This window comes from Achromobacter animicus, from assembly GCF_902859585.1.
Classification (GTDB): domain Bacteria; phylum Pseudomonadota; class Gammaproteobacteria; order Burkholderiales; family Burkholderiaceae_B; genus Achromobacter; species Achromobacter animicus.
The window spans coordinates 141,393-165,362 of record NZ_CADIJM010000006.1 but is presented as its reverse complement, the minus strand read 5'-3'; the positions used below and the strand labels follow the sequence as shown (position 1 = coordinate 165,362).

Sequence of the window (23,970 nt, the reverse complement as noted above, 5' to 3'; positions counted from 1 at the left end):
TCGGAATTAGCAGTAAAGCAGCCGTCAGACACGCTCGGAATTGGCGATAAAGTGGCCGTCCGACACGTCGGTGCGGCAGAAGTGCCGGCGGTTGACCAGTTGAATAACGCCGGGATAATGCCGCTGCATTCCCGTCACGAGGAGAATTCAGATGACCACCACCCTGCGAACCATCCGCTCGGACATCACCAAGCTTCAAGTGGACGCGATCGTCAATGCCGCTAACTCCTCATTGCTGGGCGGTGGCGGCGTGGATGGCGCGATTCATCGTGCCGCGGGACCTGATCTGGTGCATGAGTGCCGGCTGCTGGGCGGATGCAAGACAGGCGATGCGAAGGTGACCGGCGGATATCGGCTGCCCGCGCGCTTCATCATTCACACGGTGGGCCCGGTTTGGCGCGGTGGGAATAACGGGGAGCCGGCACTCTTGGCAAGCTGCTATCAACGCTGCATTGCGCTGGCGGAGGAAAAAGGCGTGGCTTCGATTGCGTTTCCCAGCATCAGCACCGGCATCTATGGCTATCCCATTGATTTGGCGGCGCAGATTGCTGTCGATATCGTTCGTGTAAGCCTGTCGAGGGATTCGTCAATTCAAGAGGTCATCTTCTGCTGCTTTTCGGACGCTGACCTGAGTCACTACGAGCGAGTTTTGAACCGGCCACCTGAATGACGCGACGCGAGGAGGCGGCCGCTCTGCCGTCTGCCCCCGATTGCCTGGCCACGGGATCGCCGCTCATCGACGCCTTTCAGTTCCGCCCCGCTAATCCCGCCGGCGCCACACACTGGCCAGCCACGGCTGCTGCTCGCGCGGCAGTCCGTCGGGCCGGTAGTAGTGCTCAAGCTCGTCGAATCCGGCGGCCTCCATCAGTGCGCGCCAGCCGTCGAGATCGTGGTACGCCCCATAGCGCCCGCGATTCCAGCCTTCCTGGTTGCCGCCACGGGGATTGGAACTGAACAGCACGCCGCGCGGCCGCAGCGTTGCCCGCAGTTCCTTGAGCACGCGCGGCAGTTCCTGCCCCGGCACGTGAAACAGCACGGCGTTGGCGAAGATGCCGTCAAAGCGCGCCGCGGGCAGTTGGAGCCGGAGGAAATCCTGCTCCCAGACCTCGCACCCGCTTGCCTCGCGCGCCATTTCCACGAAACGCGGCGTGCCGTCCAGGCCCACGGGCCGGTGTCCCATCGCGAGGAAAGTCTTCAGGTCGCGCCCCGGCCCGCAACCCAGATCGAGGATGTCGAACGGCGGTTCACCGTCGATGTGCCGCAGCAAGGCGGCGATGTTCTGGCTGACGTCGTGGTCCCGCGTGCCGGCCTGGAAGGAATCAGCGTTCTCTTCGTAATGGGCGAGCGTCAGGGACGTGATCTTGGCGAGGTCTTCGGGATCCAGGTGCATCAGGCGATTGTGCATCAAACGGCGCGAGGCGGCGAGGCGGGACGCGCCGTTCAAGGAAACGGCCGCGCTTTGATGAACTCGATCAGCGCCTTCAGCGGCGACGGCACCAGGCGGCGGCCCGAGTAGTACAAAAATGGCCCCGAAAACTGCGGCCACCACGGCTCCAGCACTGGCTCCAGCGCCCCGCTTTCAAAGTGCGGCCGCAGCCAGTCTTCGAACAGATACATGACGCCCGCCCCCGCGATAGCGACGTCGACAGCGAGATCGACCGCGCCGCCAATCTGCACGACCAACGGTCCGGACGCATCGATACGCACGGTCTCTCCGCCCCGCTCGAAATCCCACGCAGGCATCGCCCCGCTGGGAAAGCGGCCGCGCAGGCAGGCGTGCTGCATCAGGTCTTCGGGATGCGCGGGCCGCCCGCGCCGGTTCAGGTAGTCGGGCGAGGCGCCGGCTGCAAAGCGTTGCACGCGCGGGCCGATGGGCACGGCGATCATGTCCTGCTCCAGCCGGTCGTCGTAGCGGATGCCTGCGTCGCATCCGGCAGCCAGCACGTCGACAAAGCTTTCCTCGGCAACGACCTCCAGTCGGATATCGGGATAGGCCGCCAGAAAGTCGGGAACGATGGACGGCAGCACCAGCTTGGCCGCGCTGAGCGGCACGTTGAGCCGCAGCGTGCCCGCCGGCTTGTCGCGGAACCCGTTGACGGCGTCCAGCGCCGCCTCGACCTCGGTCAGCGCGGGCGCCAGCCGGGCCAGCAGTTCCTGGCCGGCCTGGGTCAGCGCCACGGAGCGCGTCGTTCGGTTGAAAAGCCGCACGCCAAGCTGCGCCTCCAGGCGGCGCACGGTGTCGCTCAGGCGCGACGCGCTTGTGCCCGCCGTCCGGGCCGCTTCGCGGAACCCTCGCGCGCGCGCCACGGCGACGAAGGCATTCAGGTCATCAAGGTCGGTCGCCATTGTGCATTTTTCCGTACAAGCCGTGCGGATTGTATTGGCTTATCAGCAAGTGGCGAAAGCTCTATCGTTTGCCCATCCCCACTCCTTCACCGCAATCAGGAACCCGAACATGACCCACCTTGCAGACAGCGGCACCTACCCCCTTGGCGCACGCCAGGTTTATCGCCTTGGCTACGGCGCCATGCAGCTCGCCGGACCGGGCGTGTTCGGTCCGCCCAAAGACCGCGACGCCGCGCTTGCCGTGCTTCGCGACGCGGTTGCCGCCGGCGTGAACCACATCGACACCAGCGATTTCTACGGCCCGCACATTACCAACCAACTGATCCGGGAAGCGCTGGCCCCCTACTCCGACGATCTGGTGATCGTGACGAAGGTGGGCGCGGTGCGCGGCGACGATGCCTCGTGGAATCCCGCGTTCTCTGCCGAGCAGTTGACCCGGGCGGTGCACGACAACCTGCGCAACCTGGGCCGCGACGTGCTGGACGTGGTCAATCTGCGCGCCATGTTCGACGTCCATGGCCCGGCGGAAGGGTCCATCGAGGAGCCGCTGTCCGTGCTGGCCGGCCTGCAGCAGCAAGGGCTGATCCGCCACATCGGGTTGAGCAACGTGACGGCCACGCAGGTGAAAGAGGGCCGCGGCATCTGCGACATCGTCTGCGTGCAGAACCAGTACAACGTCGCCCACCGGGCCGACGACGCCCTGATCGACGACCTGGCCCGCGAAGGGATCGCCTACGTACCGTTCTTTCCACTGGGCGGGTTCAGCCCGTTGCAGTCGTCCATCCTGAACGACGCGGCCGCGCGGATCGGCGCGACGCCGATGCAGACCGCGCTGGCTTGGCTGCTGCGCCGCTCGCCGAACATCCTGCTGATTCCCGGCACGTCTTCGCAGAAACATCTGAAGGAGAACCTGGCCGCGGCGTCGCTGCAGTTGCCGGACGACGTGGCCAAGGCGCTGGACGGCATCGCGGCCAGCCAAACGGTTTAAGCCCGGCCTGGCAAAGCTAAACTCCGAGCGGACGCGCCTGCGGATTCCGCGGCCGGCAATAAAAAACCCGCCTGCGTAAACGCAGGCGGGTTCGATCAACCGGTAACCATCAATGGCATCAAGCCGCCAGACGGCCCTCGATCTCGGTCTTGGTGGTGCGCAGTTCGTCGGGCAGGCCTTGCGACAGCTGACCGAAGAGCTCATGGTGCAGCGCCAGTTCCTCGCGCCAAGCGTTTTCGTCGACCGACATGACCTGCTCGAACTTGTCCGGGCTGAATTCCAGGCCGGTCCAGTCGATGTCCTGGTAGCTGGGGGACACGCCAAACACCTGATCCACGCCCTTGGATTGACCGTCGATGCGGCCCAGCATCCAGCGCAGCACGCGCATGTTGTCGCCAAAGCCGGGCCAGACGAACTTGCCGTCCGGACCCTTGCGGAACCAGTTCACGCAATAGATGCGCGGCAGGGTCGCGCCGGCGGCTTCGAGCTGCTTGCCCAGCTTCAACCAGTGGCCGAAGTAGTCGCTCATGTTGTAGCCGCAGAACGGCAGCATGGCGAACGGGTCGCGGCGCACCACGCCTTGCTGGCCAGCGGCCGCGGCGGTGGTTTCCGAGCCCATCGTGGCGGCCATGTAGACGCCTTCGACCCAGTTGCGCGCTTCGGTGACGAGCGGCACGGTGGTGGAGCGGCGGCCGCCGAAGATGAAGGCGTCGATGACCACGCCCTTGGGGTTTTCCCATTCGGGGTCGATGGACGGGCACTGCGCGGCCGGCGCGGTGAAGCGCGCGTTCGGGTGCGCGGCCTTGCGGCCGGTTTCGCGCGCAATTTCAGGCGTCCAGTCCTTGCCCTGCCAGTCCACCAGATGCGCCGGCGGCGTGCTGGTCATGCCTTCCCACCAGACGTCGCCGTCGTCGGTCAGCGCGACGTTGGTGAAGATGACGTTGGCCTTGAGCGTGGCCATGGCGTTGAAGTTGGTCTGCTCGCTGGTGCCCGGGGCCACGCCGAAATAGCCGGCTTCGGGGTTGATGGCGTGCAGGCGGCCGTCGGGGCCGGGTTTGATCCAGGCGATGTCGTCGCCGATGGTGGTGACCTTCCAGCCGTCCATGCCTTGCGGCGGGATCAGCATGGCAAAGTTGGTCTTACCGCATGCCGACGGGAAGGCGGCGGCGACGTGATACTTGCGGCCCTTGGGCGAGGTGACGCCCAGGATCAGCATGTGTTCGGCCAGCCAGCCCTGGTCGCGGCCCATGGTGGACGCGATGCGCAGCGCGAAGCACTTCTTGCCCAGCAGCGCGTTGCCGCCGTAGCCCGAGCCGTAGCTCCAGATTTCGCGGGTCTTGGGGAAGTGGACGATGTACTTGGTGGGGTTGCACGGCCAGGCCACGTCGGCTTCGCCTTCGGCCAGCGGCTTGCCGACCGAGTGCAGGCACGGCACGAAGTCGCCGTCGGTGCCCAGCACGTCATAAACCTGCTTGCCCATGCGCGTCATGATGCGCATGTTCACGGCGACGTACGGGCTGTCGGACAGTTCGACGCCGATGTGGGCGATGTCCGAACCCAGCGGGCCCATCGAGAACGGCACCACGTACAGCGTGCGGCCGCGCATAGCGCCGTCGAACAGACCGTTGAGCGTGTCGCGCATTTCAGCGGGATCGGCCCAGTTGTTGGTGGGGCCGGCGTCTTCGGCGCGGTCGGAACAGATGAAGGTCCGGTCTTCAACCCGGGCCACGTCGGACGGATCGGACCACGCGAGATAGGAATTGGGGCGCTTGGCGGGGTTGAGCCGGCGCATGGTGCCGGCCTGGACCATCTGCTCGCACAGGCGATCGTACTCTTCCTGCGAGCCATCGCACCACACCACGCGATCAGGCTTGGCCAGCGCGACGAAACTGGCGACCCAGTCGATCAGTCCGCGATGCTTGACGTACGCGGGCACGTTCAAGGCTGCCAATCCCCCGTCCAAAGGCTTATTCATTGGGGCTATCTCCATACTTTGGCTAAAGGTGATACGGCCCCAATTGAGAGGGGCCGTATCCAGTTTGCGCAATCATACTTGCAGCGCCGGGCAGCCAGTCAACCCATCCACATGGGCGAGATTGTCACCGGGTGAGTCCGCTTATGCGGGGTATCCGGCACGCAACTCCCTGCGGATGATCTTGCCGGTCGCGGTCGTGGGCAAACTGGTTACAAAGCGGATCGCGCGCGGATATTCGTGCGCGGCCAGCCGGGTGCGGACATGCGCCTGCAGCGCCTTGACCAGCGCTTCGTCGCCCACCACACCCTCGTTCAGCACCACGAACGCCACCACGATTTCCGTACGCTCAGCATCCGGCATGCCCACCACCGCCGCCATGCGCACCGCGGGGTGACCGATGAGGCAGTCTTCGATGGGTCCCGGGCCGATCCGGTAGCCGGCGCTGGTGATGACGTCGTCGTTGCGGCCCACGAAGCGGATGAAGCCTTCCGGATCGCGCACGCCGATGTCGCCGGTCAGGAGGTAATCGCCGGCAAATTTTTCCGCCGTTGCCTCCGGGTTTTTCCAGTACCCCAGGAACATGACGGGATCCGGGCGCAGTACGCCGATGTTGCCCTCCTGTCCATCGGCCACTTCGGCTCCCCTGTCATCCACAATAGCGACCCGATGCCCGGGCGCGGCGCGGCCGATGGCGCCGATGCAGGGGTCGAACAGCGACGAGCACGAGGACACGATCATGTTGCATTCGGTCTGGCCGTAGAACTCGTTGATGGTCACGCCCAGCACGCGGCGGCCCCAGTCGATGAGTTCGGCCCCAAGCGATTCGCCGCCGCTGGCCACCGAGCGCAGCGCGCGCGGCCCGGCGTGGTCCGGCCAGTCGCAGCCGCGCATCATCTTCAGCGCGGTCGGCGGCAGGAAGGTGTGCGTCACGCCGTGGCGCGCCATCAGTTCCAGCGCCGAAGCGCCATCGAATTTTTCGAACCGCCGCGCCAGCACCGGCACACCGTGGTGCCACGACGGCAGCAGCACGTCCAGCAGCCCGCCGATCCAGGCCCAGTCAGCGGGCGTCCACATCAGCACGGCGTTCTCGGGAAAGAACTCGTGCGACATCTCCACGCCCGGCAGATGGCCGAGCAGCACGCGGTGCGCATGCAGCGCGCCCTTGGGCTTGCCGGTGGTGCCGGACGTGTAAATGATGACGGCCGGGTCGTCGGCGGCGGTCGCGACCGGGTCGAAGGCGTCGGATTCGAGCGCCAGGCTTTGGTGGAACGGCAGCGCGCCTACCGTGCCCCCCGCAGCCCCGGCGTCGCCATCGATGCAATAGATCACTTTCAGATCAGGCAGGCTGTCGCGGATTTCCAGCAGCTTGCGGCAGCCTTCCGCGTCCGTAACGAGGGCCGACGCCCCGCTGTTGGCCAGCCGGAACTGGATGGCGTCCACGCCAAACAGCGTGAACAGCGGCACCGCCACCGCGCCCATCTTGTAGGCGGCGACGTGGGCGATGGCGGTTTCGGGCGCCTGCGGCAGGTAGATGGCGATGCGGTCGCCGCGCCGGATGCCGTAGCGCGCCAGGCTGTTGGCGAACTGGTTGGACTGCGCCTTGATCTGATCGAACGTATAGCGCGTTTGCGCCCCGTCGCTCTTTTCATAGATCAGGGCCAGCCGGCCGCTGCCGTCGGCCCATTTGTCGCACACGTCGACGCCGATGTTATAGGCCGCGGGCACCTGCCACTGGAAGGCGGACACGACTTGCGCGTAGGAATCTGCTCTGTGCAGCATGGTTGTCTCTTGATCGTTATGGTTGTTGCCATGAAAGGCCCGCTGCGGCGGCGGGTTGCCCCCCGCCTTGCCATGAAGTTGACCGTCGCTCAATAATAGGCCCTCGCGCGGACGGCCAGACAGGCCGCCCGCCCCTTTTTCGCCTGTAGCCTGCATGGAAAAAAGCCCAGCCGTCCCGATGCGCCGCCCGCCGGCCAGCGCCAAGTCCGAACAACGCATCCGCGACATCCTGCGGGTCGCGCGCCAGGTGTTCTCCGAAGCGGGCTTTCACGCGGCCACCACCACCGAAATCGCGCAGCGGCTGGGCGTCTCGGAAGCCACCGTCTTCACCTACTTTGGCGGCAAGCGCGAACTCTGCGTGCGCGTCATCAGTGACTGGTACGACGAGATCATCGCGCGGGTGGAGGACCACCTGCCGCACATCCACGGCGCGCGTGCCCAACTGCATTACCTGGTCCACACGCATCTGCGCCATCTGTTGGCCGAAGGTCCGGGCCTGTGCGCCTTCATACTTTCCGAAGGCCGCGCGCGCAACGACGACTTCGGCGACATCTACGCCGACCTGCAGCGCCGCTACACCGCGCCGCTGATGCGCATCCTGGCGCAAGGCCAGGCCGACGGCGACATCCGCCAGGACATGCCGCTGCGGCTGCTGCGTTCGGCGGTGTACGGGCCGATGGAGCACGTGCTGTGGGACGCGATGCGGCGCGGTGCGGAGGTCAATGTCGATGTGGCCGCCACGGCCGACCAGCTGGTCGGTTTTCTGTGGCAGGCCCTGCAGCCGCCGCGCCAGGACGCCCTGGCGCTGGCGCAATTCCGGGGCGAAGTCCAGAACGCGCTGCATCGGCTTCAGTCTTCCGAAAACAGCGACGGCGGCACGTACTGAGGAAAGCCGTTGTAGGTCTCGCCGCGCTCGGCCGGCTGCAGGTTCCACGAATGGCGCGCGTTCGGCACGCCGCCGTCCACCCGGATCACGGTGCCATTGATAAACGCGGCCGCGGGAGACAGCAGGAAGACGACGGCCGCGGCCAGTTCGGCCTCGGTGCCAAAGCGCTGTAGCGGCACCTTGGTTTTCAGCTCGCGCAGCACGCCGCGGTAGTGCTCGTCGTAGCTGTCCATGCCGCTGGATGCAATCCAGCCCGGCGCCACGGCGTTCACCCGCACGCCGGCATACGCCCATTCGCAGGCGGCGGTCTCTGTCAGGTTCCACACCCCCGCGCGCGCCGCGCCCGAGTGTCCCATGCCCGGCATGCCGCCCCAGATGTCGGCCAGCATGTTGACGATGGCGCCGCCGTGCTGGCGCATGTGCTGCGTATAGACCTCGCGCGACACAAGAAAGGTGCCGTGCAGGTTGTTCTGCACGACGGCGTTCCAGCCATTGAGGCTGATGCGGTCCAGCGGCGCGGGAAACTGGCCGCCTGCGCAATTGAAAACGCCGTCGATGCGGCCGTGCGCGGTCAGCGCGTCGGTGACGGCGCCGCGTACGCCGGCTTCGTCCCGGATGTCGCAGGGGTGCTGGCTGATCCGATCGGCGGCCTCGGGATAGACGCGGGCGATTTCCTCGGCCGCCGCGCGCAGTTTGTCCGGGTTGCGTCCCACCAGCGCCAAGTGCGCGCCCAGTGCCGCCAGCTCATGCGCGGTGCAACGGCCCAAGCCGCTGCCGCCGCCGGTGACCATGACCGTCTTGCCGTCAAACAATCCTGGCCGGAATACCGATGCGTAACGCTGATCGGCGGTGCCACTCCCCGCAGGCTGATTCATGTCTGTCTCCGAAAATTTTTTGTTGAGGATAACTCAATCTACCGAAAACAAGCATCGCAACGCCGCGCTTTTGCCCATAGAATCAACCGAATTGATCGGAATACCTGTTGAGCCATCATCAACAACACCGGAGACCGCGCATGATGCTGACCGCACCGCTGGACCTGACCATAGAAGGCGCCCTCGCCCGCCTGACGCTGAACCGGCCGGACATGCGCAACGCGTTCGACGAGACGCTGATCGCCGCGCTGACGGCCGCGATCCAGACTGCGGTCGATGATTCCCAGGTGCGGGTCCTGCTGCTGACGGGCGCGGGCAAGGCATTTTGCGCCGGCGGCGATCTGAACTGGATGCGCAAAATGGGCACGCTGACCGATGCGGACAACCGCAAGGACGCCACGCGGTTGGCGGACATGCTGCACGCGGTCTGGACCTGCCCGAAACCCATCGTCGCCTGCGTGAACGGCGACGCCTACGCGGGCGGCATGGGACTGGTGGCCGCGTGCGACATCGCGGTTGCGGCGGACAGCACGCACTTCTGCCTGTCCGAAACCCGCCTGGGCCTGCTGCCCGCCACCATCAGCCCCTACGTGATCCGCGCCCTGGGCGAGCGCGCGTCCAACCGCTATTTCCTGACCGCCGAACGTTTCGACGCCGCGACCGCGCTGCGGCTGGGGCTGGTGCACGAGGTCGTCCCGGCGGCCCAGGCGCTTGAGGCCGCCGAAGCGCTCTGCCGCACGCTGTGCGCGAACGGGCCGGGCGCCGTGCAGGCCAGCAAGCGGCTCGTGCGCGACTTTGCCGGCCGGCCGCTGGACGCCACCCTGATTGCCGACTCGGTCGAACGCATTGCGGCGATCCGCAGCACCGAGGAAGCGCGCGAGGGCGTGACGGCTTTCCTGGAAAAACGTGAACCGTCCTGGCGCGGCGCGACGTAAGCGGCGGGCAAGGACGCCGCGCCATTGATGCCATAATCCAGGGCGGATCTTCTGGAAGTCTCATGCCGCAAGCCACACCGCCCGCCTTTCCCCCGCTGAACGCCGAACGCCTCTGGTCGCGCGTCGACACCCTGTCCAAATTCACCCTGCCTGACGTCCCCTGGACGCGCCGCGCCTTTTCGCCGCTATTCGATGACGCGCGCGCCTGGCTGCGCGGCGAGTTCGAAGCCGCGGGCCTGACCACGCGCCTGGACGCGGGCGGCAATCTGGTCGGCACTCGCGCGGGGCGCGATGCCACGCGCAAACCGATTTCCACCGGCTCGCACTGCGACACCGTCATGGCCGGCGGCCGCTTCGACGGCATCATCGGCGTGCTGGCCGGCATCGAAGTCGCGCACACGATGCAGGAACACGGCATCACGCTCGACCATCCTTTCGAAGTCATCGACTTCCTGTCCGAAGAACCCAGCGACTACGGCATTTCCTGTGTCGGCAGCCGCGCGCTGTGCGGCCAGCTCAGCGCCGACATGCTGGACGCGCGCAATCCGCAGGGCGAGACGCTGGCGCAGGGTATTGCCCGCATCGGCGGCGACCCGTCCGCACTCAACGCCCCGCTGCGCCGTGCGGGCGAAACCGCCGCCTTTGTCGAACTGCACATCGAACAAGGCCCCGTGCTGGAAAGCCGCCAGCTGCCGATCGGCGTGGTCACCAACATCGTCGGCATCCGCCGCGTGCAGATCGTGGTCGAGGGCCAACCTGACCACGCGGGCACTACGCCCATGGACATCCGGCGCGACGCGCTGGTGGGCGCGGCCCGCATCATCGACGCCGCCAACCGGCAGGCCAGCGCGGCCAGCGGCAATCCGCATTACGTCGTCGCCACCGTCGGCCGGCTGACCATGACGCCCAATGCGGCCAACGCAGTGCCGGGCCGGGTCGAGATGACGCTGGAAATGCGCAGCGACAGCAACGCCGTGCTCGACGCCTTTCCCGAAACCCTGATGGCGGGCGTGGCCGACGACCTGAAGGCGCTGCGTCTGACGGCCGGCTTCACGCAGCTCAGCCGCGCGCAGCCCACGGACTGTTCGCCGCTGGTCATGGACGCGGTCAAGGCGGCCGCCGACCAGCTTGGCTACGCGTCGATGCGGCTGCCCAGCGGCGCCGGCCACGACGCCGTGTACATGGCGCCCACCGGCCCTATCGGCATGATCTTCATCCCCTGCCTGAACGGCCGCAGCCACTGCCCCGAAGAATGGATCGAACCCGCGCAACTGCTGGACGGCACGCGCGTGCTGTACCAGTCGGTACTGGAACTGGACCGCGTGCTGCGCGGCGCTTGAGACACACGATGGAACAGATAGAACTCAACGACAGCACCGCCGACCGCTTTCTGCTGGACGCGCGCGGCCTGTCGCTCATCGTCTTTCACAGCCGCACCTGCGGCACCTGCCGCGTGGCGCGGGAGCAGCTTCCGGGCGTAGAACTGCCGGTCGAGCGCATCTGCTGGATCGACGCCGGCGACAACCGCGGCCTGGTCGAGCGCTACGAGGTCTTCCACCTGCCCGCCATGTTCGTCGCCCGCGACGGCGCCTTTTATGGCCCGGTGCAAGCCTCGCTGGCCGAATGGGACCTGCGCCAGCAAATCGGCCTGGCGCTAGACAGCTACCCCGCCGAACTGCCGTGAACATCACCGCCGCCAAGCCGCTGCGCCTGCCGCTGGACACGCTGGCCACCGGCGCCATGCTGGCGCTGTGCGTGTGTTGGGGCTTCCAGCAGATCGCCATCAAGCTGGTCGCGGACGACATCGCGCCCATCATGCAGATCGGGCTGCGCTCCACCTTCGCGGCCCTGGTGCTGGCCGTCGTGGTGTGGCGCGCCGAAGGGCAGCGCGCGTTCACCGACGGAACGTTCCTGCCTGGATTGATCGTGGGGCTGCTGTTTGCGGGCGAATTCCTGTTCGTCGCGCAAGGGCTGGTCTACACCACGGCCTCGCACATGTCGGTGTTCCTGTACACCGCGCCGATCTTCGCGGCGCTGGGCCTGCACTGGCTGCTACCCGAAGAGCGTCTTAAGCCGCTGCAATGGGCGGGCGTCGCGCTGGCCTTCTGCGGCATCGCGGTGGCGTTCCTGGTCAAGGGCGGCCAGCCGTTGGCGCACGACGGCGCGCGCAACATGCTGCTGGGCGACGCGATGGGACTACTCGCTGGACTCCTGTGGGGCGCGACGACGGTGGCGATCCGCAAGACGTCGTTGTCCGAAGCCGCCCCGGCCAAGACGCTTTTCTATCAGATGGCCGTGGCCTCGATAGGCCTGTTGGCCTTTGCAGCCGCCACCGGCCATCATGGCATCCGCTATACCCCGGCCGCCGTGCTCAGCGTCGTGTTCCAGTCGGTCGTCGTCGCGCTGACCAGCTATCTGGCCTGGTTCTGGCTGCTGCGCCGGTATCTGGCGTCCCGCCTGTCCATCCTGTCGTTCATGACGCCGCTGTTCGGCGTCAGCTTCGGCGTGCTGATCCTGGATGAACCGCTGGATGCGGGCTTCGTGATCGGCGCGGTGATGGTGCTGGCGGGAATCACGCTGGTCAGCGGGGCCGAAATGGTGCGGGAACGGCTGCGCAAGCGTCAGGCGCGGCGCAATTCCCATCATGGTTAACTCGGCTTTTTCCCGGCGGCCCGGGCGGATATAACGGACTTTTGCCGCCCCCGGGCTCGCGGTGTCATCCAGCCCGGTGCGCGGCCTCGGCCTGGAGGTCACATGCAACCCTGGCACAGCGACAACCCCGCCCTGACCCGCGCCTTCGCGCCGGTCTTCGACGAACGCGACGACGCGGACCTGCCCATTGAAGGCGCCCTGCCCCCCGGCCTGTCCGGCGTCTTCATGCGCAACGGCCCCAATCCGCAATTCGAGCCCGGCCCGGGCTATTCCTATCCCTTCGACGGCACGGGCATGATCCACGCGCTCTACCTGGACGGCGGCCGCGCGCGCTACCGCAACCGCTGGGTGCTGACTGCCGAACTGCAGGAAGAACGGGACGCCGGCCACCGTATCTACAACCCCACGTTCGCCCCCCCGCCGTACGCCAATCTGGCCAACACCAACGTGTTGCGCCATGCAGGCCGCATCCACGCGCTGTACGAAGGCGGCTGCCCGTACGAACTGGACGACGCACTGGGCACGGTCGGCGCCAACACTTTCCAGGGCAAGCTCGCCGGCGCCTTCTCCGCGCATCCCAAGGTCGACCCGCTGACCGGGGAAATGCTGGCGATCAATTACGACCTCATGGCAGGCACGCTTGAATACATGCGGCTGAACAGCACGGGGCGGGTGGACCGCCAGGTCGCATTTGCATCGCCCTGGCCGGCGCTGGTTCACGACATCGGCCTGACCGCCACCCACGTGGTGGCGTTTGTCTGCCCGCTGGTGTTCGACTTCAGCCGCGGACCGGCGGCGCCCGGGTGGGAGCCGCAGCGCGGCACGCAGGTGCTGCTGGTGCCGCGCGACTGCACCGACGCGGCGCAGATCCGGTGGATCGAGGCCGCCCCCTTCTTCAATTGGCACGTCGCCAATGCCTACGTGGACGGCAACGTGATCGAGGCGGTGCTGCCCTGGCACGATGGCTACGGGCCTACGTCGCGCAAGCGGCTGGAAATGCACCGGCTGCGTATCGACATGGCCAGCGGACGCGTGGACGACCAGACGCTGGACGACCAGCCCTGCGAGTTCGGCCGGGTCAACGACGCGTGGCTGGGCCGGCGCACACGGTTCTGTTATGCCGGCCTGCGGGATCCGCGTCCGGGCGAAACGCCGCAGCCGGGCGCCTTCGAGGCCTTTGCACGCTATGACGTCGAGACGGGTGCGAAGACCGTGTACCGCCTGCCCGCCGGGCAGACCGCGTGCGAACCGGTGTTTGCCGCCGATCCGGCCGGCGCGGGTGAAGCGGACGGCTACCTCCTGAGCTTCGTGCACGCTGAAGACGACGCGGGCGGCCGGTTCATCGTGCTGGACGCGCGCGACCTGGCTGCCGGGCCGGTCGCGCAGGTGCGCCTGCCGCGCCGCGTGCCCGCCGGGCTGCACGGATCCTGGATGCCTTTGCAGGCGGCCGCTTAGCGTCGGGTGCGTCGCAGACTTGGGTCAGATGCGCCGCTGATCCAGGTCAGGTGCACCTTTGACCCAGGTCAGGCGCGCCGCTGACCCAGGTTCAACACGATCAGCCCCGCCCCGGCCATCACGAACGCAAACCCCCACCAGTCCGCCGGGGCCGGCCGGTCGCCCACCAGCGCCATCGCGCCCAGCACGCCCACGACCGGCACCATCAGCGTGGTCAGCGCGGCGACGGTGGCGCTGACACGCTCGCTCAGTACGAACCACAGCCAGTACGCGACCGCAGTGCCCAGGAGGATGTGAAACGAGAGCGCCCCCGCGACGCTGGCGGTCCAGCCGTGCGTGGGAAAGGATTCGCCGGCGATCAACGCGCCGGCCAGGGCGCAACCGGCGCCGACGACGAGCTGCCACGCCGTGATGACGATGCGATCGCCCGCGACGGGCCAGCGCTTCAGATACACCGTGCCGGCTGCCCACCCGAACGCCGCTACGAGCGGAAACACCAGCCCCTTGGCGGCGGCCACGTCGTTGCCGCCGAACACCGCCTGCAGCACCGGCCATGCCAGCACCGCGACGCCGCACGCGCCCAGCAGCAGCGCCAGACCGCGGCGGCGGTCCAGGCGTTCCCCCAGCACCAGCCACGCCAGCAGCGCGGACATCATCGGCATGGTGAAGGTCAGCACTGCCGCGCGCGACGTGCTGGTGCTGAGCTGCGCCCAGGCCACGGCCAGATTGAATACCGCCACCGCCAAGACGCCGCCTACCGCGATGCCGGGCCACGCGCTGCGCGGCGGCAAGAGCGGCAGCCGCTTGGCGCCCGCCAGCAGCAACAGCAGCAGCGCGCCGCTGCCCAGTCCCAGCACGCGCAAGGTGAACGGCGGGAAGATCGACAGAATGATCTTCACCGCCGGCCAGTTCAGGCCCCAGAACAGGGCCAATGCCACCGGGATCAGGCGCACGCCGCGTGGTCTCCCCCAGCGTTGCTGCCCCGCTCAGTGGTGATCAGCGATGCCAATCCCTGGCGCTGGTTGCCTTCGGCATCGAAGTTGTCCGGGCTGAGCCAGCGTTCGTACGCGGCGCGCAGCGCGGGCCATTCGCTGTCGATGATCGAGAACCACGCCGTGTCGCGGCTGCGGCCCTTGTAGACCGTGGCCTGCCGGAAGATGCCCTCAAAGCTGAAGCCCAGGCGCAGCGCCGCGGCGCGCGACGGCGCGTTCAGGCTGTCGCACTTCCATTCGTAGCGGCGGTAGCCCAGTTCGTCGAAGGCACGGCGCATCAGCAGGTACTGCGCTTCCGTGGCGATGCGCGTGCGCTTGAGCTGACGCGAATAGGACACGAAGCCGACCTCGATGACGCCGTTGGGCGCGTCGATGCGCATCAGCGCCAGCGTGCCGACGGCGCGGCCCGTCGCAAGGTCGATGATGGCGTGGTGCATCGGGTCCGGGCTGGCCTGCGCGGCCTCGGCGAACGTCCGGTAGGAAGCCTCGTCGGCAAACGGCCCGACGCCCATGTACGTCCAGTCGCTGTCGTCGGGCGCCTGGCTGAACGCCTGGTACAGATCTGCCGCGTGGCGCTCGGCCGACAGCGGCTCCAGGCGGCAATAGCGGCCAAGCGCGGGTTCAAGCGGCGGACGCGGACGCGTGGTCCAGCCGGGCAGCGCCGGGCCAATGGGTTGCTGAAAATCGTTGGTGCGGGGTTGCATGCGGCGGTGCCTCGGGAATCGGTTCAGGGCGCGCCGCCGACGGTGGCGGGCGCAACACTCAGGGCCTCACGATATCGGAAGCGTGGCATCATAAAAAGTGCCACGAAACTGGAATTTAATAGGGCCATGATCGAAACTTCATTGGGCGATACCGCCATTGCCCCGCTGCTGTCCAGTCCGCTGGCACGCGGCCCGGGTTCGCTGCCGCGCCAGCGCCAGCTTATCCAGCGCCTCAAGCAGGCCATCCTTGCCGGCCAGCTTCCCGCGGGCGGCAAGCTGCCGTCGTCCCGCGCGCTGTCCGAAGAATTGGACATCTCGCGCAATACGGTGCTGATCGCCTACGAGCAATTGACGGCCGAAGGCTACGTGATTGCCGACCGCCAGGGCACCCGCGTGGCGCCGCTGTCCGCCGCCGCCCGCAGCGCCGCGCGCGAGGCGGTCCCTCTCTCCGCGCAGCCGCCAGCCACGGCGCAGCGCCTCTCCCGCATCGTCTCCACGCGCTATACCCACGACGGTACGCTGCCGATGACGCCCGGCACGCCCGCGCTGACGCAATTCCCCGTGAACGCGTGGCGCCGCGCGCAGGACCGCGCCCTGCAGGCGGCGCCGGCCGCCGCGCTGGGCTACGGTCATCCGGCCGGCGAACCTGCGCTGCGCGAAGCCATCGCTCAATACCTGCGCGTGTCGCGCGGCGTGCATTGCGACGCCTCGCGCATCGTCATCACCGAAGGCGCACAGGGCGGGCTGGCGCTGTGTGTGCAACTGCTAACCAACCCTGGGGATACCGCCTGGCTGGAAGACCCCGGCTACCGCGGCGCCAAGTCCGCCTTCCATGCCGGCGACCTCAATGTGGTGGCCGTGCGCGTCGATGCCGACGGCATTGTCATCCCGGAAAGCGCCTGGACCCGCCAGCCGCCCAGGTTGATCCAGACGACGCCGTCGCACCAGTACCCGACCGGTGCGGTGCTGTCGCTGACCCGCCGGCTCGATCTGCTGGAACGCGCGCGACGCGCCGGCGCGTGGATCATCGAAGACGACTACGACAGCGAATTCCGCCACCAGGGCGAACCGATCGCCGCCATGCAGGGGCTGCTGCCGGACGCGCCGGTGCTGTATGTCGGCACGTTCAGCAAGACGATGTTCCCGGCCCTGCGCCTGGGCTTTCTGGTGCTGCCCGAAGCCCTGGCGCGCGAAGCCATGCCATCCATCATCGAAATGCAGCGCGGCGGCCACCGGCTGGAACAGCTGGCCATGGCCGCATTCATTGAAAACGGCCAGTTCTCGCGCCATTTGGGCCGCATGCGGCGCCTGTACCGCGAACGCCAGGCGGCGCTGCGCGAGGCGCTGGCCTTGCATCTGGGGATCGAGCACGAGGTCCTGGGCGGGCACTGCGGCCTGCACCTGACCGTGCGGCTGCCGCCGGCTTATGCCGACACGGCGATCGTGGCCGAGGCGCGCAAGCTGGGCATGAATCCGGGCGCGCTGTCGTCGTTTGCGCTGACGCCGCGCATTGAAGACAACGGCCTGGTGATCGGCTACGGCAACACGGGTGCGGAGCGGTTTCCGGCGCTGGTGCGCCGTCTGCGGGACGTGGCGCTGGCGGTGGCGAAAGCGGCTTAGGACGCGCTAGTCGACCAGCCCGCCCAGCACCAGCAGCGTCATGAACGCCCAGAACAGAAAACCCAGGATGGACCGCCGCAGCAGCGCCTTGATCGCGCCCCACAGAAACATCAGGCCCAGCGCCAGCAACACCAGATTGAAGATCGACGGGCTCATGCCCATCGCGCCGGCCAGCCCGCCATAGAAATCGGCCAGCGCGCCGCCCAGCCCGCCGAGCAGCCATTTGATCCCTGCAACGATGGCGCGCAGGCCCTCGCCAAGCATGCCGCCCAGCGTCGCGAAAAATCCGTCGTCGGCGGGCATCAGCGGCGCGTATCCACAAGCATGCGCACGGCCAGGCCGGCCAGCACGGTGCCCATCAGCCAGCGCTGCACCACCATCCACAGCGGACGGCCCGCCAGGAACCCGGCAATGGAGCCGGCCATGATGGCGATCATGGCGTTCACCGACAAGCTGATCACGACCTGCGTCATGCCCAGCGCCAGCGACTGGGTGAAGACGCTGCCGTGGTCGGGCTGGATGAATTGCGGCAGCAGCGACACGTACATGACGGCGATCTTGGGATTGAGCAGATTGGTGAGCAGACCCATCGTGAACAATTGCCGCGGGCTGCTCTTGGGCAGGTCATGCACCTGGAACGGCGAGCGGCCGCCCGGACGGATCGCCTGCCACGCCATGTAGAGCAGGTAAAGCGCCCCGCCGATGCGCAGCGCGTCGTAGGCATAGGGCACAGCCATCAGCAAGGCAGTGATGCCGAACGCCGCACAGGCCACGTAGAAGATGAACCCCACCGCCACCCCGCCCAGCGAAATCAGGCCGGCCTGCGGCCCTTGCGAGATCGAGCGCGACACCAGGTAGATCATGTTGGGCCCAGGCGTGAGCACCATGCCCAGCGCTACCAGGGCGAAAGTCAGCAGATGTGTCAGGTCAGGCATGGAGTGCCGGCGCGCGCCGGTCAGAAGTCGGGTCGTGACTGCACACCTTAGCCGAAAACTGTATCGGAACAGCGGAATTTTCGGGCGGGGTTGGCGGCTCGTCGCGCCGGCGATACAGTGGACCGCTCGACCTTTCCTGTGGAGCGCAGCCCATGCCGAAACGTCATCCGTCCCCGGCAGACAGCCCCGCCGCGATCCGAGTCGGCATCGGCGGCTGGACCTTCGAACCGTGGCGCGGCGTCTTCTATCCCGACGACCTGCCCCATGCGCGCGAACTGGAATACGCCAGCCGGCAGGTCACGGCCATCGAGATCAACGGCACCTACTACGGCACCCAGAAGCCCGCCACCTTCGCCAAGTGGCGCGATGAAACGCCCGACGACTTCGTCTTTTCGCTGAAGGCATCGCGGTATTCGACCAACCGGCGCGAACTGGCGGGCGCCAAGGACTCGATTGCCAAGTTCGTGAACAGCGGCATCGCCGAACTGGGACCGAAGCTGGGGCCCATCGTTTGGCAGTTCGCGCCGACCAAACAGTTCGACCCGGAGGATTTTGGCGCCTTCCTGGAATTGCTGCCGGACAAGGTGGACGGTTTGCCGTTGCGGCACGCGCTGGACGTGCGCCATGCCAGTTTCGCCTGCGAGGAATACGTGGCCCTTGCGCGCCGCCATCGCGCGGCGACCGTGTACACCGATAGCGACGAGTTTCCCGCCATCGCCGATCGGACGGCGGACTTTGTCTACGCGCGGCTGATGCGCGCCAGCACGGCCTACAAGGCCGGTTACGCGCCCAAGGCGCTGGACGCCTGGGCGGAGCGATTCCGGATCTGGTCACGCGGCGCGGACCCGGACGACCTGCCGCTTATCGGCAAAGCGGACTCCGGGAAAAAATCGCAGGACGTCTTCGCGTACTTCATCAATGGCGCAAAAGAACGCGCGCCGGCAGCGGCGCGCGCGATGATTCAACGCCTGTAGCGCCGGCGCGCGCCGCTCGTGCCATCTGGCGCTTGCGGCCTCGCCGGTTCACAGGCGCTATTCCGCGACGGGCGTGCGCATCGTCACGAACTCTTCGGCTGCCGTGGGATGGATGCCGATGGTGTCGTCGAACACCGCCTTGGTCGCCCCCGCCTTCAGCGCCACGGCCAGTCCCTGCACGATCTCGCCCGCCTCCGGACCCACCATGTGCACGCCCAGCACGCGATCGGTCTGCGCGTCGACGATCACCTTCATCAGCGTGCGTTCCTGCGATTCGGTCAGCGTCAGCTTCATGGGGCGGAAGCGGCTTTCGAACAACCGGACCTCGAAGCCGGCTTCGCGCGCCTCTTCGGTGGTCAGGCCCACCGTGCCGATGTTGGGCAGGCTGAATACCGCAGTGGGGATCAGCTTGTAGTCGACCTTGCGGTATTCGTGCGGGCGGAACAGGCGCCGCGCCACCGCCATGCCTTCGGCCAGCGCCACGGGCGTCAGCGGCACGCGGCCGATCACGTCGCCGATGGCCAGGATGGACGGCTCCGCGGTGCGGTATTCGTCATCGACCTCGATGAAGCCATCTTCGCGCAGCTTCACGCCGGTGTTTTCCAGCCCCAGGTTGTCCAGCATCGGACGGCGGCCCGTGGCGTAGAACACGCAATCGGTCTCGATGACGGAACCATCCTTGCAGGTGGCGGCCAGCGATCCGTCGGCGCGCTTGTCGATGCGCGCGACCTCGGTGTTCATGCGCAGGTCGATGCCCTTCTTGACCAGTTCGTCGCGCAGGTGCTCGCGCACGCCCAGGTCAAAGCCGCGCAGGAAGAGCGGGCCGCGATACGACTGGACGGTCTGCGCGCCCATGCCGTTGAAGATGGACGCGAACTCCACGGCGATGTAGCCGCCGCCCACGACCAGCACGCGGCGCGGCAGGTCCTTCAGGAAGAAGGCCTCGTTGGAGGTGATGGCGAGTTCCTTGCCGGGAATGTCGGGCACCTGCGGCCAGCCGCCCGTTGCCACCAGAATGTGTTCGGCGCTATAGGTCTTGCCGTTGATTTCGACCTTGTGCGGATCGACGATGCGCGCGTGGCCTTCAAGCAGCGTCACGCCGCTGTTGACCAGCAGGTTGCGGTAGATGCCGTTCAGGCGCTCGATCTCGCGGTTCTTGTTCGCGATCAGCGTGGGCCAGTCGAACTTGGGCGCGTCCGCGCTCCAGCCAAAACCGTGCGCCTGCTCGAAGTCTTCGCTGTAGTGCGCGCCGTAGACCAGCAGTTTCTTGGGCACGCAGCCCACGTTCACACACGTGCCTCCCAGGTAGCGGCTTTCCGCCACCGCCACGCGCGCACCGAAACTGGCGGAAAAGCGGGCCGCGCGTACGCCGCCCGAGCCCGCGCCGATCACAAACAGGTCAAAGTCAAATGCCATGGGGTTTCCTTCGCGCGGCCAGGGGGCCGGCGTTCACTGTCCGGGAAAGCTGTATTTAACACCACGGTTGGAATACATTGGCCGCAGCCGGCCACGCGCGCTGGCCCTTCATACGGAGTTCCTTCCATGTCGCTCGAAACCTGGCTGGCCTTCCTGGGCGCTTCCGCCCTGCTCGTCATGCTGCCCGGACCCACCATTCTTACCGTCATCAGCTATTCGCTTACGCACGGCAAGCGCGCCCGCCTGCCGCTGGTGCTGGCCGTGGCGCTGGGCGATTCCACCGCCCTGGTGCTGTCGCTGCTGGGCCTGGGCGCGCTGCTTGCCGCATCCGCGTTCTGGTTCACGGTGGTCAAGACCATTGGCGGCCTGTACCTGCTGTATCTCGGCTACCGGCTGCTGCGCGCCGGCGTGTCGCCCGCCACGCTGCCCGTTGCGACGGCGGCGGGTTCGCGCTGGAAGCTGTTCGCCAACACTTACCTGGTGACCGCGCTGAATCCGAAGGGCATGATCTTCTTCGTGGCCTTCCTGCCGCAGTTCATCGATCCGGCACGAGACGTGACGCAGCAGTTGTGGGTGTTGTCAGCGACGTTTGTCGCCTGCGCCGGCATCAATGCCGCGGCCTATGCGATCTTTGCGGGATCGGCCCGGCGCATGCTGGCGTCGCCGCGCGCGCAGCGCGGCTTCAACCTGGGTGGCGGCGCGCTGCTGTCGGCCGCCGGGGTGTGGGCCTTGCTGGCCCGCCGCGCGTAGCGTGACGAAAAGCACGGCGAAACGCGCGGCCGGCATCCCGCGCGTTTCAATCCGCGCCGCGCCAGGTTACGCGTTACTTTGCCGCAGCCATCATGTATTCCACCGCGGCACGTAGCGTGGCGTCGTCAGCGGCCGAGCCGCCGCGCGGCGGCATGGCGCCCTTGCCTTTGAGCACGGTAAGCATCAGCGCGTCCGTGCCCTGCGCCAGGAAAGGCGTCCAGGCCTGCTTGTCGCCCAGCTTGGGGGCATTGGCCACGCCGCTGGCATGGCAGACGACACAGGCGGACTTGTAGAGTTTTTCGCCGGCGGGATTGACGGCGGCAACGGTGTCAGCCGCGGCATGCTGGACGGGCAGGCCCGTCAGCGCAAGGGCAAAAAAGAGTCGAGCAAATTTGGGCATGGGGGAGATTCCAGGCTCTAGAAGGGGAACAACCCGGCAAGACGCGCCGCGCGCGCCTTGCCGGCCGGCCATTACTGCGGGATGGGACCCGGCGCCTTGATCTGCTTCATCAGGTCGTCGTTCCACTTGCCCTCGACCTTGATGTGCCCGGCCGCGCCCAGTTCAAAGGCTTCGATCAGGTTGTGGTTCAGGTAGGCGTACACGCCGGGCTGCTTGAACGTGTACAGCGCCGCCCCGGCGGAACCGCCGCGAATGAACCAGGTTTCCAGGTCCTTTTCGGGCGGGTTGTTGAATTTGCCGGTTTCCCAGACCCAGTCGCCGTGGCCGCCGATCAGGTGCGGGCGCGTGTCGCGGTTGGCTTGCGAATGGATCAGCAGCACGGTTTCGCCGACCTTGGCGGTGAGGGCGTTGTCGCCCGTCAGTGCGCCGACCTTGCCGTTGAAGACGATGTGCGACGGGGTCAGCTTGCGCATGACTTCCACCGTGTCGCCGTAGCTTTCGGCGAGGGTCGCGTAGTCCTTGTACTTGCCGTTGGCGTCCTTGGGGATGTAGAGGTCGAACTCGCCGATCGTGTAGACGCGGTCGTACTTCAGCGACTTGCCCTGCGGATCTTTCAGGCCATCGCGCGGCAGCACCATGATCGTGCCGCTCATGCCGGCCACGACGTGCCACGGCACCATGCCTTCAGGGGCACAGTGATAGACGAAGGTGCCGGCGCGGTCGGCCTTGAAGCGCAGCGTGGCCTGTTCGCCGGGGTTCACGTTGGTGAGCTTGGCGCCGCCCAGCGCGCCCGTCGCGGCGTGGAAGTCGACGTTGTGCGGCATGGCGTTGGTCTTGGGATTGACCAGGGTCAGCTCCACGTAGTCGCCCTCGTGCACGACCATCGTGGGGCCGGGCATGGATCCGTTGAAAGTCATGGCCTGCAGCGTGGTGCCCTTACCGTCGATGACCATCTTCTTTTCTTCGATGGTCATGGTGAATTCGACAACCTTGGGTCCCGACTTGGCCACCTGCTCATGCGGATGGACCATCGGCGGGGCAACCAGCGTAACCTTGGCGCGCGGCAGCGTGTCCGCATTCTGGGCGGAAGCCAGACCGCCTGCCATCGAGAACATCAGGGCGGCGGCAAGCAAGGTGGGGCGCAACGCGTTCATGTGCTACTCCTCTTTCGGTTTCTTCAAAGCCGAGTCTGTCGGCACCTCCATTGAAGAACCGCGAGCGATCGCGTTCTTTGCTGTAGCGCAAATTCGGGATAACCCTGCGAGCGCCCACACGTTGTCAGGGTGACCCCCAGGTGTCACCATCGACGCGTGGAAAATTTCACCACGCCCATAAGCGGACCGCCATGCCATCGCCCTTATGCCATGCCCTGCTGCGCAACCTGGACCTGTTCAGGCCGTTGTCCGATACGCAGCTTGATGCCGCACTGAAAGACGCCGTTCCATGCCGTCTTGAAGCCGGCGAAGCCGCCTACCGCCAGGGTGCGGAAGGCGCCCATTTCTTCGTGCTGCTGCACGGCTGCCTCAAGGTCACACAAATTACATCGGAAGGCGACCAAGTTGTCGTGAGATATGTCAATCCGGGCGATATGTTTGGCCTGGCTTGCGCCATGCGGCAGTCCTGTTATCCGGCCAGCGTGCTGGCCGTGCAGGAAAGCGTCTGCCTGGCATGGCCGGCAGAAGCCTGGGAAAGCTTCATGGCCAGCCACCCGCAATTGGGTGCGATCGCGCTGCAGACCATGGGGCAACGCCTGCAGGACGCGCACATCCGCATCCAGGAATTGTCCACCGACGAAGTCGAGCAACGCGTCGCGCGCGCCATCCTGCGGCTGGTCCAGCAATCCGGGCAGCCCACGCACGACGGCATCGGGATCAGCTTTCCCATCACGCGCCAGGACGTGGCCGAGATGACCGGCACCACGCTGCATACGGTCAGCCGCCTGCTCAGCGACTGGAAGCAGCGCGGCATCGTCAGCAGCGGCCGCAAGCGCATCGTGCTGCGGTCGCCCGCGGCGCTGACCCGGCTGTCCGAAAACGCGCAGCCCGCCATGGACTGCGCGTCGTGTCTGTCGTGCCGCAGCGGCTCGCCGGCAACGGATGCCGACGCCGCCATGAAAATCAAAGGCGTCGCTCGTACGGCCGCCGATCGTGCGGCTGCCGGTCATACGGCCGGCGATCGCACGGCTGCTGAACTGGCTGCGCACTAGCTTGGCGAGCGCGGGCTCACTGCCCGCATCCGCCGCGACTGCAGTGCAGCGACTGCAGTGCCGCGTGTACAGTGCCGCCTGT

At 67.0% G+C, this 23,970-nt stretch carries 24 protein-coding genes; 12 read left to right on the top strand and 12 right to left on the bottom strand.

Annotation, left to right across the window (positions count from 1 at the left end; translation table 11 throughout):
* Positions 1 to 151 precede the first annotated feature (151 nt).
* Entirely contained in the window at positions 152 to 670 is a 519-nt protein-coding gene (locus tag HV681_RS16700) for an O-acetyl-ADP-ribose deacetylase (protein ID WP_175124107.1), read from the top strand.
* A gap of 90 nt (positions 671 to 760) precedes the next feature.
* Here the strand turns inward: HV681_RS16700 and HV681_RS16695 are convergent, their stop codons facing one another.
* On the bottom strand, positions 761 to 1,390 hold the full coding sequence (locus HV681_RS16695; RefSeq protein ID WP_175124196.1) for a class I SAM-dependent DNA methyltransferase: 630 nt from the start codon (positions 1,388 to 1,390) through the stop codon (positions 761 to 763).
* Positions 1,391 to 1,440: 50 nt separating this feature from the next.
* Positions 1,441 to 2,346 (bottom strand): LysR family transcriptional regulator, encoded by a 906-nt coding sequence (locus tag HV681_RS16690; protein WP_175124106.1) that lies wholly within the window; start codon positions 2,344 to 2,346, stop codon positions 1,441 to 1,443.
* 109 nt (positions 2,347 to 2,455) lie between these two features.
* On the opposite strand from HV681_RS16690, the gene HV681_RS16685 reads away from it, so the two are divergent.
* Positions 2,456 to 3,334 carry an aldo/keto reductase family oxidoreductase gene (locus tag HV681_RS16685; RefSeq protein ID WP_175124105.1) on the top strand — a complete coding sequence of 293 codons (879 nt, stop codon included), beginning with the start codon at positions 2,456 to 2,458 and terminating at the stop codon, positions 3,332 to 3,334.
* 118 nt (positions 3,335 to 3,452) lie between these two features.
* Here HV681_RS16685 and HV681_RS16680 read toward each other — a convergent pair whose 3' ends face one another.
* Entirely contained in the window at positions 3,453 to 5,309 is a 1,857-nt protein-coding gene (locus tag HV681_RS16680) for a phosphoenolpyruvate carboxykinase (GTP) (RefSeq protein WP_175124104.1), read from the bottom strand.
* A 141-nt stretch (positions 5,310 to 5,450) separates the two neighbouring features.
* Positions 5,451 to 7,088, bottom strand: a complete 1,638-nt coding sequence (locus tag HV681_RS16675) for an acyl-CoA synthetase (protein WP_175124103.1) — start codon at positions 7,086 to 7,088, stop codon at positions 5,451 to 5,453.
* A gap of 154 nt (positions 7,089 to 7,242) precedes the next feature.
* Here HV681_RS16675 and HV681_RS16670 point away from each other — a divergent pair, with 154 nt between their 5' ends.
* Positions 7,243 to 7,974 (top strand): TetR/AcrR family transcriptional regulator, encoded by a 732-nt coding sequence (locus HV681_RS16670; RefSeq protein WP_175124102.1) that lies wholly within the window; start codon positions 7,243 to 7,245, stop codon positions 7,972 to 7,974.
* Here HV681_RS16670 and HV681_RS16665 read toward each other — a convergent pair.
* Positions 7,938 to 8,849, bottom strand: coding sequence for an SDR family oxidoreductase (locus tag HV681_RS16665; protein ID WP_175124101.1), 912 nt, complete (start codon positions 8,847 to 8,849; stop codon positions 7,938 to 7,940). The two genes, HV681_RS16670 and HV681_RS16665, sit on opposite strands and share 37 nt — an antisense overlap.
* Before the next feature lie 140 nt (positions 8,850 to 8,989).
* Here HV681_RS16665 and HV681_RS16660 point away from each other — a divergent pair, with 140 nt between their 5' ends.
* From HV681_RS16660 to HV681_RS16640, 5 genes are all read left to right on the top strand, one after another.
* Positions 8,990 to 9,784, top strand: a complete 795-nt coding sequence (locus tag HV681_RS16660) for an enoyl-CoA hydratase/isomerase family protein (RefSeq protein ID WP_175124100.1) — start codon at positions 8,990 to 8,992, stop codon at positions 9,782 to 9,784.
* 62 nt (positions 9,785 to 9,846) lie between these two features.
* Complete coding sequence (gene ertE, locus HV681_RS16655; RefSeq protein WP_175124099.1) at positions 9,847 to 11,124, top strand: N-carbamyl-l-glutamate amidohydrolase ErtE; 1,278 nt, start codon at positions 9,847 to 9,849, stop codon at positions 11,122 to 11,124.
* Positions 11,125 to 11,132: 8 nt separating this feature from the next.
* Positions 11,133 to 11,468: a thioredoxin family protein gene (locus HV681_RS16650; protein ID WP_175124098.1), complete on the top strand. Its 336-nt coding sequence runs from the start codon at positions 11,133 to 11,135 to the stop codon at positions 11,466 to 11,468.
* A gap of 2 nt (positions 11,469 to 11,470) precedes the next feature.
* Positions 11,471 to 12,436 (top strand): DMT family transporter, encoded by a 966-nt coding sequence (locus tag HV681_RS16645; protein WP_175124195.1) that lies wholly within the window; start codon positions 11,471 to 11,473, stop codon positions 12,434 to 12,436.
* Between the two features lie 102 nt (positions 12,437 to 12,538).
* Positions 12,539 to 13,891 (top strand): carotenoid oxygenase family protein, encoded by a 1,353-nt coding sequence (locus HV681_RS16640; RefSeq protein WP_175124097.1) that lies wholly within the window; start codon positions 12,539 to 12,541, stop codon positions 13,889 to 13,891.
* A 68-nt stretch (positions 13,892 to 13,959) separates the two neighbouring features.
* On the opposite strand, the gene HV681_RS16635 is transcribed toward HV681_RS16640, so the two are convergent.
* Both HV681_RS16635 and HV681_RS16630 read right to left on the bottom strand, forming a co-directional pair.
* The gene (locus tag HV681_RS16635) at positions 13,960 to 14,844 is read right to left on the bottom strand and encodes a DMT family transporter (RefSeq protein WP_175124096.1); all 885 of its coding nucleotides are present in this window, start codon (positions 14,842 to 14,844) and stop codon (positions 13,960 to 13,962) included.
* Complete coding sequence (locus HV681_RS16630) at positions 14,835 to 15,587, bottom strand: GNAT family N-acetyltransferase (protein ID WP_175124095.1); 753 nt, start codon at positions 15,585 to 15,587, stop codon at positions 14,835 to 14,837. Before HV681_RS16630 ends, HV681_RS16635 begins: the two co-directional genes overlap by 10 nt.
* A gap of 126 nt (positions 15,588 to 15,713) precedes the next feature.
* On the opposite strand from HV681_RS16630, the gene pdxR reads away from it, so the two are divergent.
* The gene (gene pdxR, locus HV681_RS16625; protein WP_175124094.1) at positions 15,714 to 17,207 is read left to right on the top strand and encodes a MocR-like pyridoxine biosynthesis transcription factor PdxR; all 1,494 of its coding nucleotides are present in this window, start codon (positions 15,714 to 15,716) and stop codon (positions 17,205 to 17,207) included.
* Between the two features lie 6 nt (positions 17,208 to 17,213).
* On the opposite strand, the gene HV681_RS16620 is transcribed toward pdxR, so the two are convergent.
* Together HV681_RS16620 and HV681_RS16615 are read right to left on the bottom strand one after the other, a co-directional pair.
* Positions 17,214 to 17,510 (bottom strand): hypothetical protein, encoded by a 297-nt coding sequence (locus HV681_RS16620; RefSeq protein ID WP_175124093.1) that lies wholly within the window; start codon positions 17,508 to 17,510, stop codon positions 17,214 to 17,216.
* On the bottom strand, positions 17,510 to 18,142 hold the full coding sequence (locus HV681_RS16615; RefSeq protein ID WP_175124092.1) for a LysE family translocator: 633 nt from the start codon (positions 18,140 to 18,142) through the stop codon (positions 17,510 to 17,512). The genes HV681_RS16620 and HV681_RS16615 overlap by 1 nt, the downstream gene beginning before the upstream one ends.
* A gap of 152 nt (positions 18,143 to 18,294) precedes the next feature.
* Between HV681_RS16615 and HV681_RS16610 the strand changes: the two genes are divergently transcribed.
* Positions 18,295 to 19,116: a DUF72 domain-containing protein gene (locus HV681_RS16610; protein WP_175124091.1), complete on the top strand. Its 822-nt coding sequence runs from the start codon at positions 18,295 to 18,297 to the stop codon at positions 19,114 to 19,116.
* A 57-nt stretch (positions 19,117 to 19,173) separates the two neighbouring features.
* On the opposite strand, the gene gorA is transcribed toward HV681_RS16610, so the two are convergent.
* A complete protein-coding gene (gene gorA / locus HV681_RS16605) occupies positions 19,174 to 20,532 on the bottom strand; it encodes a glutathione-disulfide reductase (RefSeq protein ID WP_175124090.1) in 1,359 nt (452 codons plus the stop codon).
* Positions 20,533 to 20,658: 126 nt separating this feature from the next.
* On the opposite strand from gorA, the gene HV681_RS16600 reads away from it, so the two are divergent.
* On the top strand, positions 20,659 to 21,282 hold the full coding sequence (locus HV681_RS16600; protein ID WP_175124089.1) for a LysE family translocator: 624 nt from the start codon (positions 20,659 to 20,661) through the stop codon (positions 21,280 to 21,282).
* Between the two features lie 73 nt (positions 21,283 to 21,355).
* Here the strand turns inward: HV681_RS16600 and HV681_RS16595 are convergent, their stop codons facing one another.
* A complete protein-coding gene (locus HV681_RS16595) occupies positions 21,356 to 21,682 on the bottom strand; it encodes a c-type cytochrome (RefSeq protein ID WP_175124088.1) in 327 nt (108 codons plus the stop codon).
* Between the two features lie 71 nt (positions 21,683 to 21,753).
* Complete coding sequence (gene nirK / locus HV681_RS16590; protein ID WP_175124087.1) at positions 21,754 to 22,836, bottom strand: copper-containing nitrite reductase; 1,083 nt, start codon at positions 22,834 to 22,836, stop codon at positions 21,754 to 21,756.
* 191 nt (positions 22,837 to 23,027) lie between these two features.
* On the opposite strand from nirK, the gene HV681_RS16585 reads away from it, so the two are divergent.
* A complete protein-coding gene (locus tag HV681_RS16585) occupies positions 23,028 to 23,888 on the top strand; it encodes a Crp/Fnr family transcriptional regulator (RefSeq protein ID WP_254594996.1) in 861 nt (286 codons plus the stop codon).
* Positions 23,889 to 23,970: the final 82 nt, after the last annotated feature.

Bases quoted from the DNA above. Each gene is read 5' to 3' on its own strand.
- HV681_RS16690 (WP_175124106.1), bottom strand. From the start codon at position 2,346: ATGGCGACCGACCTTGATGACCTGAATGCCTTCGTCGCCGTGGCGCGC.
- HV681_RS16680 (WP_175124104.1), bottom strand. From the start codon at position 5,309: ATGAATAAGCCTTTGGACGGGGGATTGGCAGCCTTGAACGTGCCCGCG.
- HV681_RS16615 (WP_175124092.1), bottom strand. From the start codon at position 18,142: ATGCCTGACCTGACACATCTGCTGACTTTCGCCCTGGTAGCGCTGGGC.
- HV681_RS16585 (WP_254594996.1), top strand. From the start codon at position 23,028: ATGCCATCGCCCTTATGCCATGCCCTGCTGCGCAACCTGGACCTGTTC.
- HV681_RS16610 (WP_175124091.1), top strand. From the start codon at position 18,295: ATGCCGAAACGTCATCCGTCCCCGGCAGACAGCCCCGCCGCGATCCGA.
- HV681_RS16640 (WP_175124097.1), top strand. From the start codon at position 12,539: ATGCAACCCTGGCACAGCGACAACCCCGCCCTGACCCGCGCCTTCGCG.
- HV681_RS16665 (WP_175124101.1), bottom strand. From the start codon at position 8,849: ATGAATCAGCCTGCGGGGAGTGGCACCGCCGATCAGCGTTACGCATCG.
- HV681_RS16670 (WP_175124102.1), top strand. From the start codon at position 7,243: ATGGAAAAAAGCCCAGCCGTCCCGATGCGCCGCCCGCCGGCCAGCGCC.
- HV681_RS16630 (WP_175124095.1), bottom strand. From the start codon at position 15,587: ATGCAACCCCGCACCAACGATTTTCAGCAACCCATTGGCCCGGCGCTG.
- HV681_RS16700 (WP_175124107.1), top strand. From the start codon at position 152: ATGACCACCACCCTGCGAACCATCCGCTCGGACATCACCAAGCTTCAA.
- HV681_RS16695 (WP_175124196.1), bottom strand. From the start codon at position 1,390: ATGCACCTGGATCCCGAAGACCTCGCCAAGATCACGTCCCTGACGCTC.
- HV681_RS16600 (WP_175124089.1), top strand. From the start codon at position 20,659: ATGTCGCTCGAAACCTGGCTGGCCTTCCTGGGCGCTTCCGCCCTGCTC.
- HV681_RS16675 (WP_175124103.1), bottom strand. From the start codon at position 7,088: ATGCTGCACAGAGCAGATTCCTACGCGCAAGTCGTGTCCGCCTTCCAG.
- pdxR (WP_175124094.1), top strand. From the start codon at position 15,714: ATGATCGAAACTTCATTGGGCGATACCGCCATTGCCCCGCTGCTGTCC.
- nirK (WP_175124087.1), bottom strand. From the start codon at position 22,836: ATGAACGCGTTGCGCCCCACCTTGCTTGCCGCCGCCCTGATGTTCTCG.
- HV681_RS16650 (WP_175124098.1), top strand. From the start codon at position 11,133: ATGGAACAGATAGAACTCAACGACAGCACCGCCGACCGCTTTCTGCTG.
- HV681_RS16620 (WP_175124093.1), bottom strand. From the start codon at position 17,510: ATGCCCGCCGACGACGGATTTTTCGCGACGCTGGGCGGCATGCTTGGC.
- HV681_RS16685 (WP_175124105.1), top strand. From the start codon at position 2,456: ATGACCCACCTTGCAGACAGCGGCACCTACCCCCTTGGCGCACGCCAG.
- HV681_RS16595 (WP_175124088.1), bottom strand. From the start codon at position 21,682: ATGCCCAAATTTGCTCGACTCTTTTTTGCCCTTGCGCTGACGGGCCTG.
- ertE (WP_175124099.1), top strand. From the start codon at position 9,847: ATGCCGCAAGCCACACCGCCCGCCTTTCCCCCGCTGAACGCCGAACGC.
- gorA (WP_175124090.1), bottom strand. From the start codon at position 20,532: ATGGCATTTGACTTTGACCTGTTTGTGATCGGCGCGGGCTCGGGCGGC.
- HV681_RS16660 (WP_175124100.1), top strand. From the start codon at position 8,990: ATGATGCTGACCGCACCGCTGGACCTGACCATAGAAGGCGCCCTCGCC.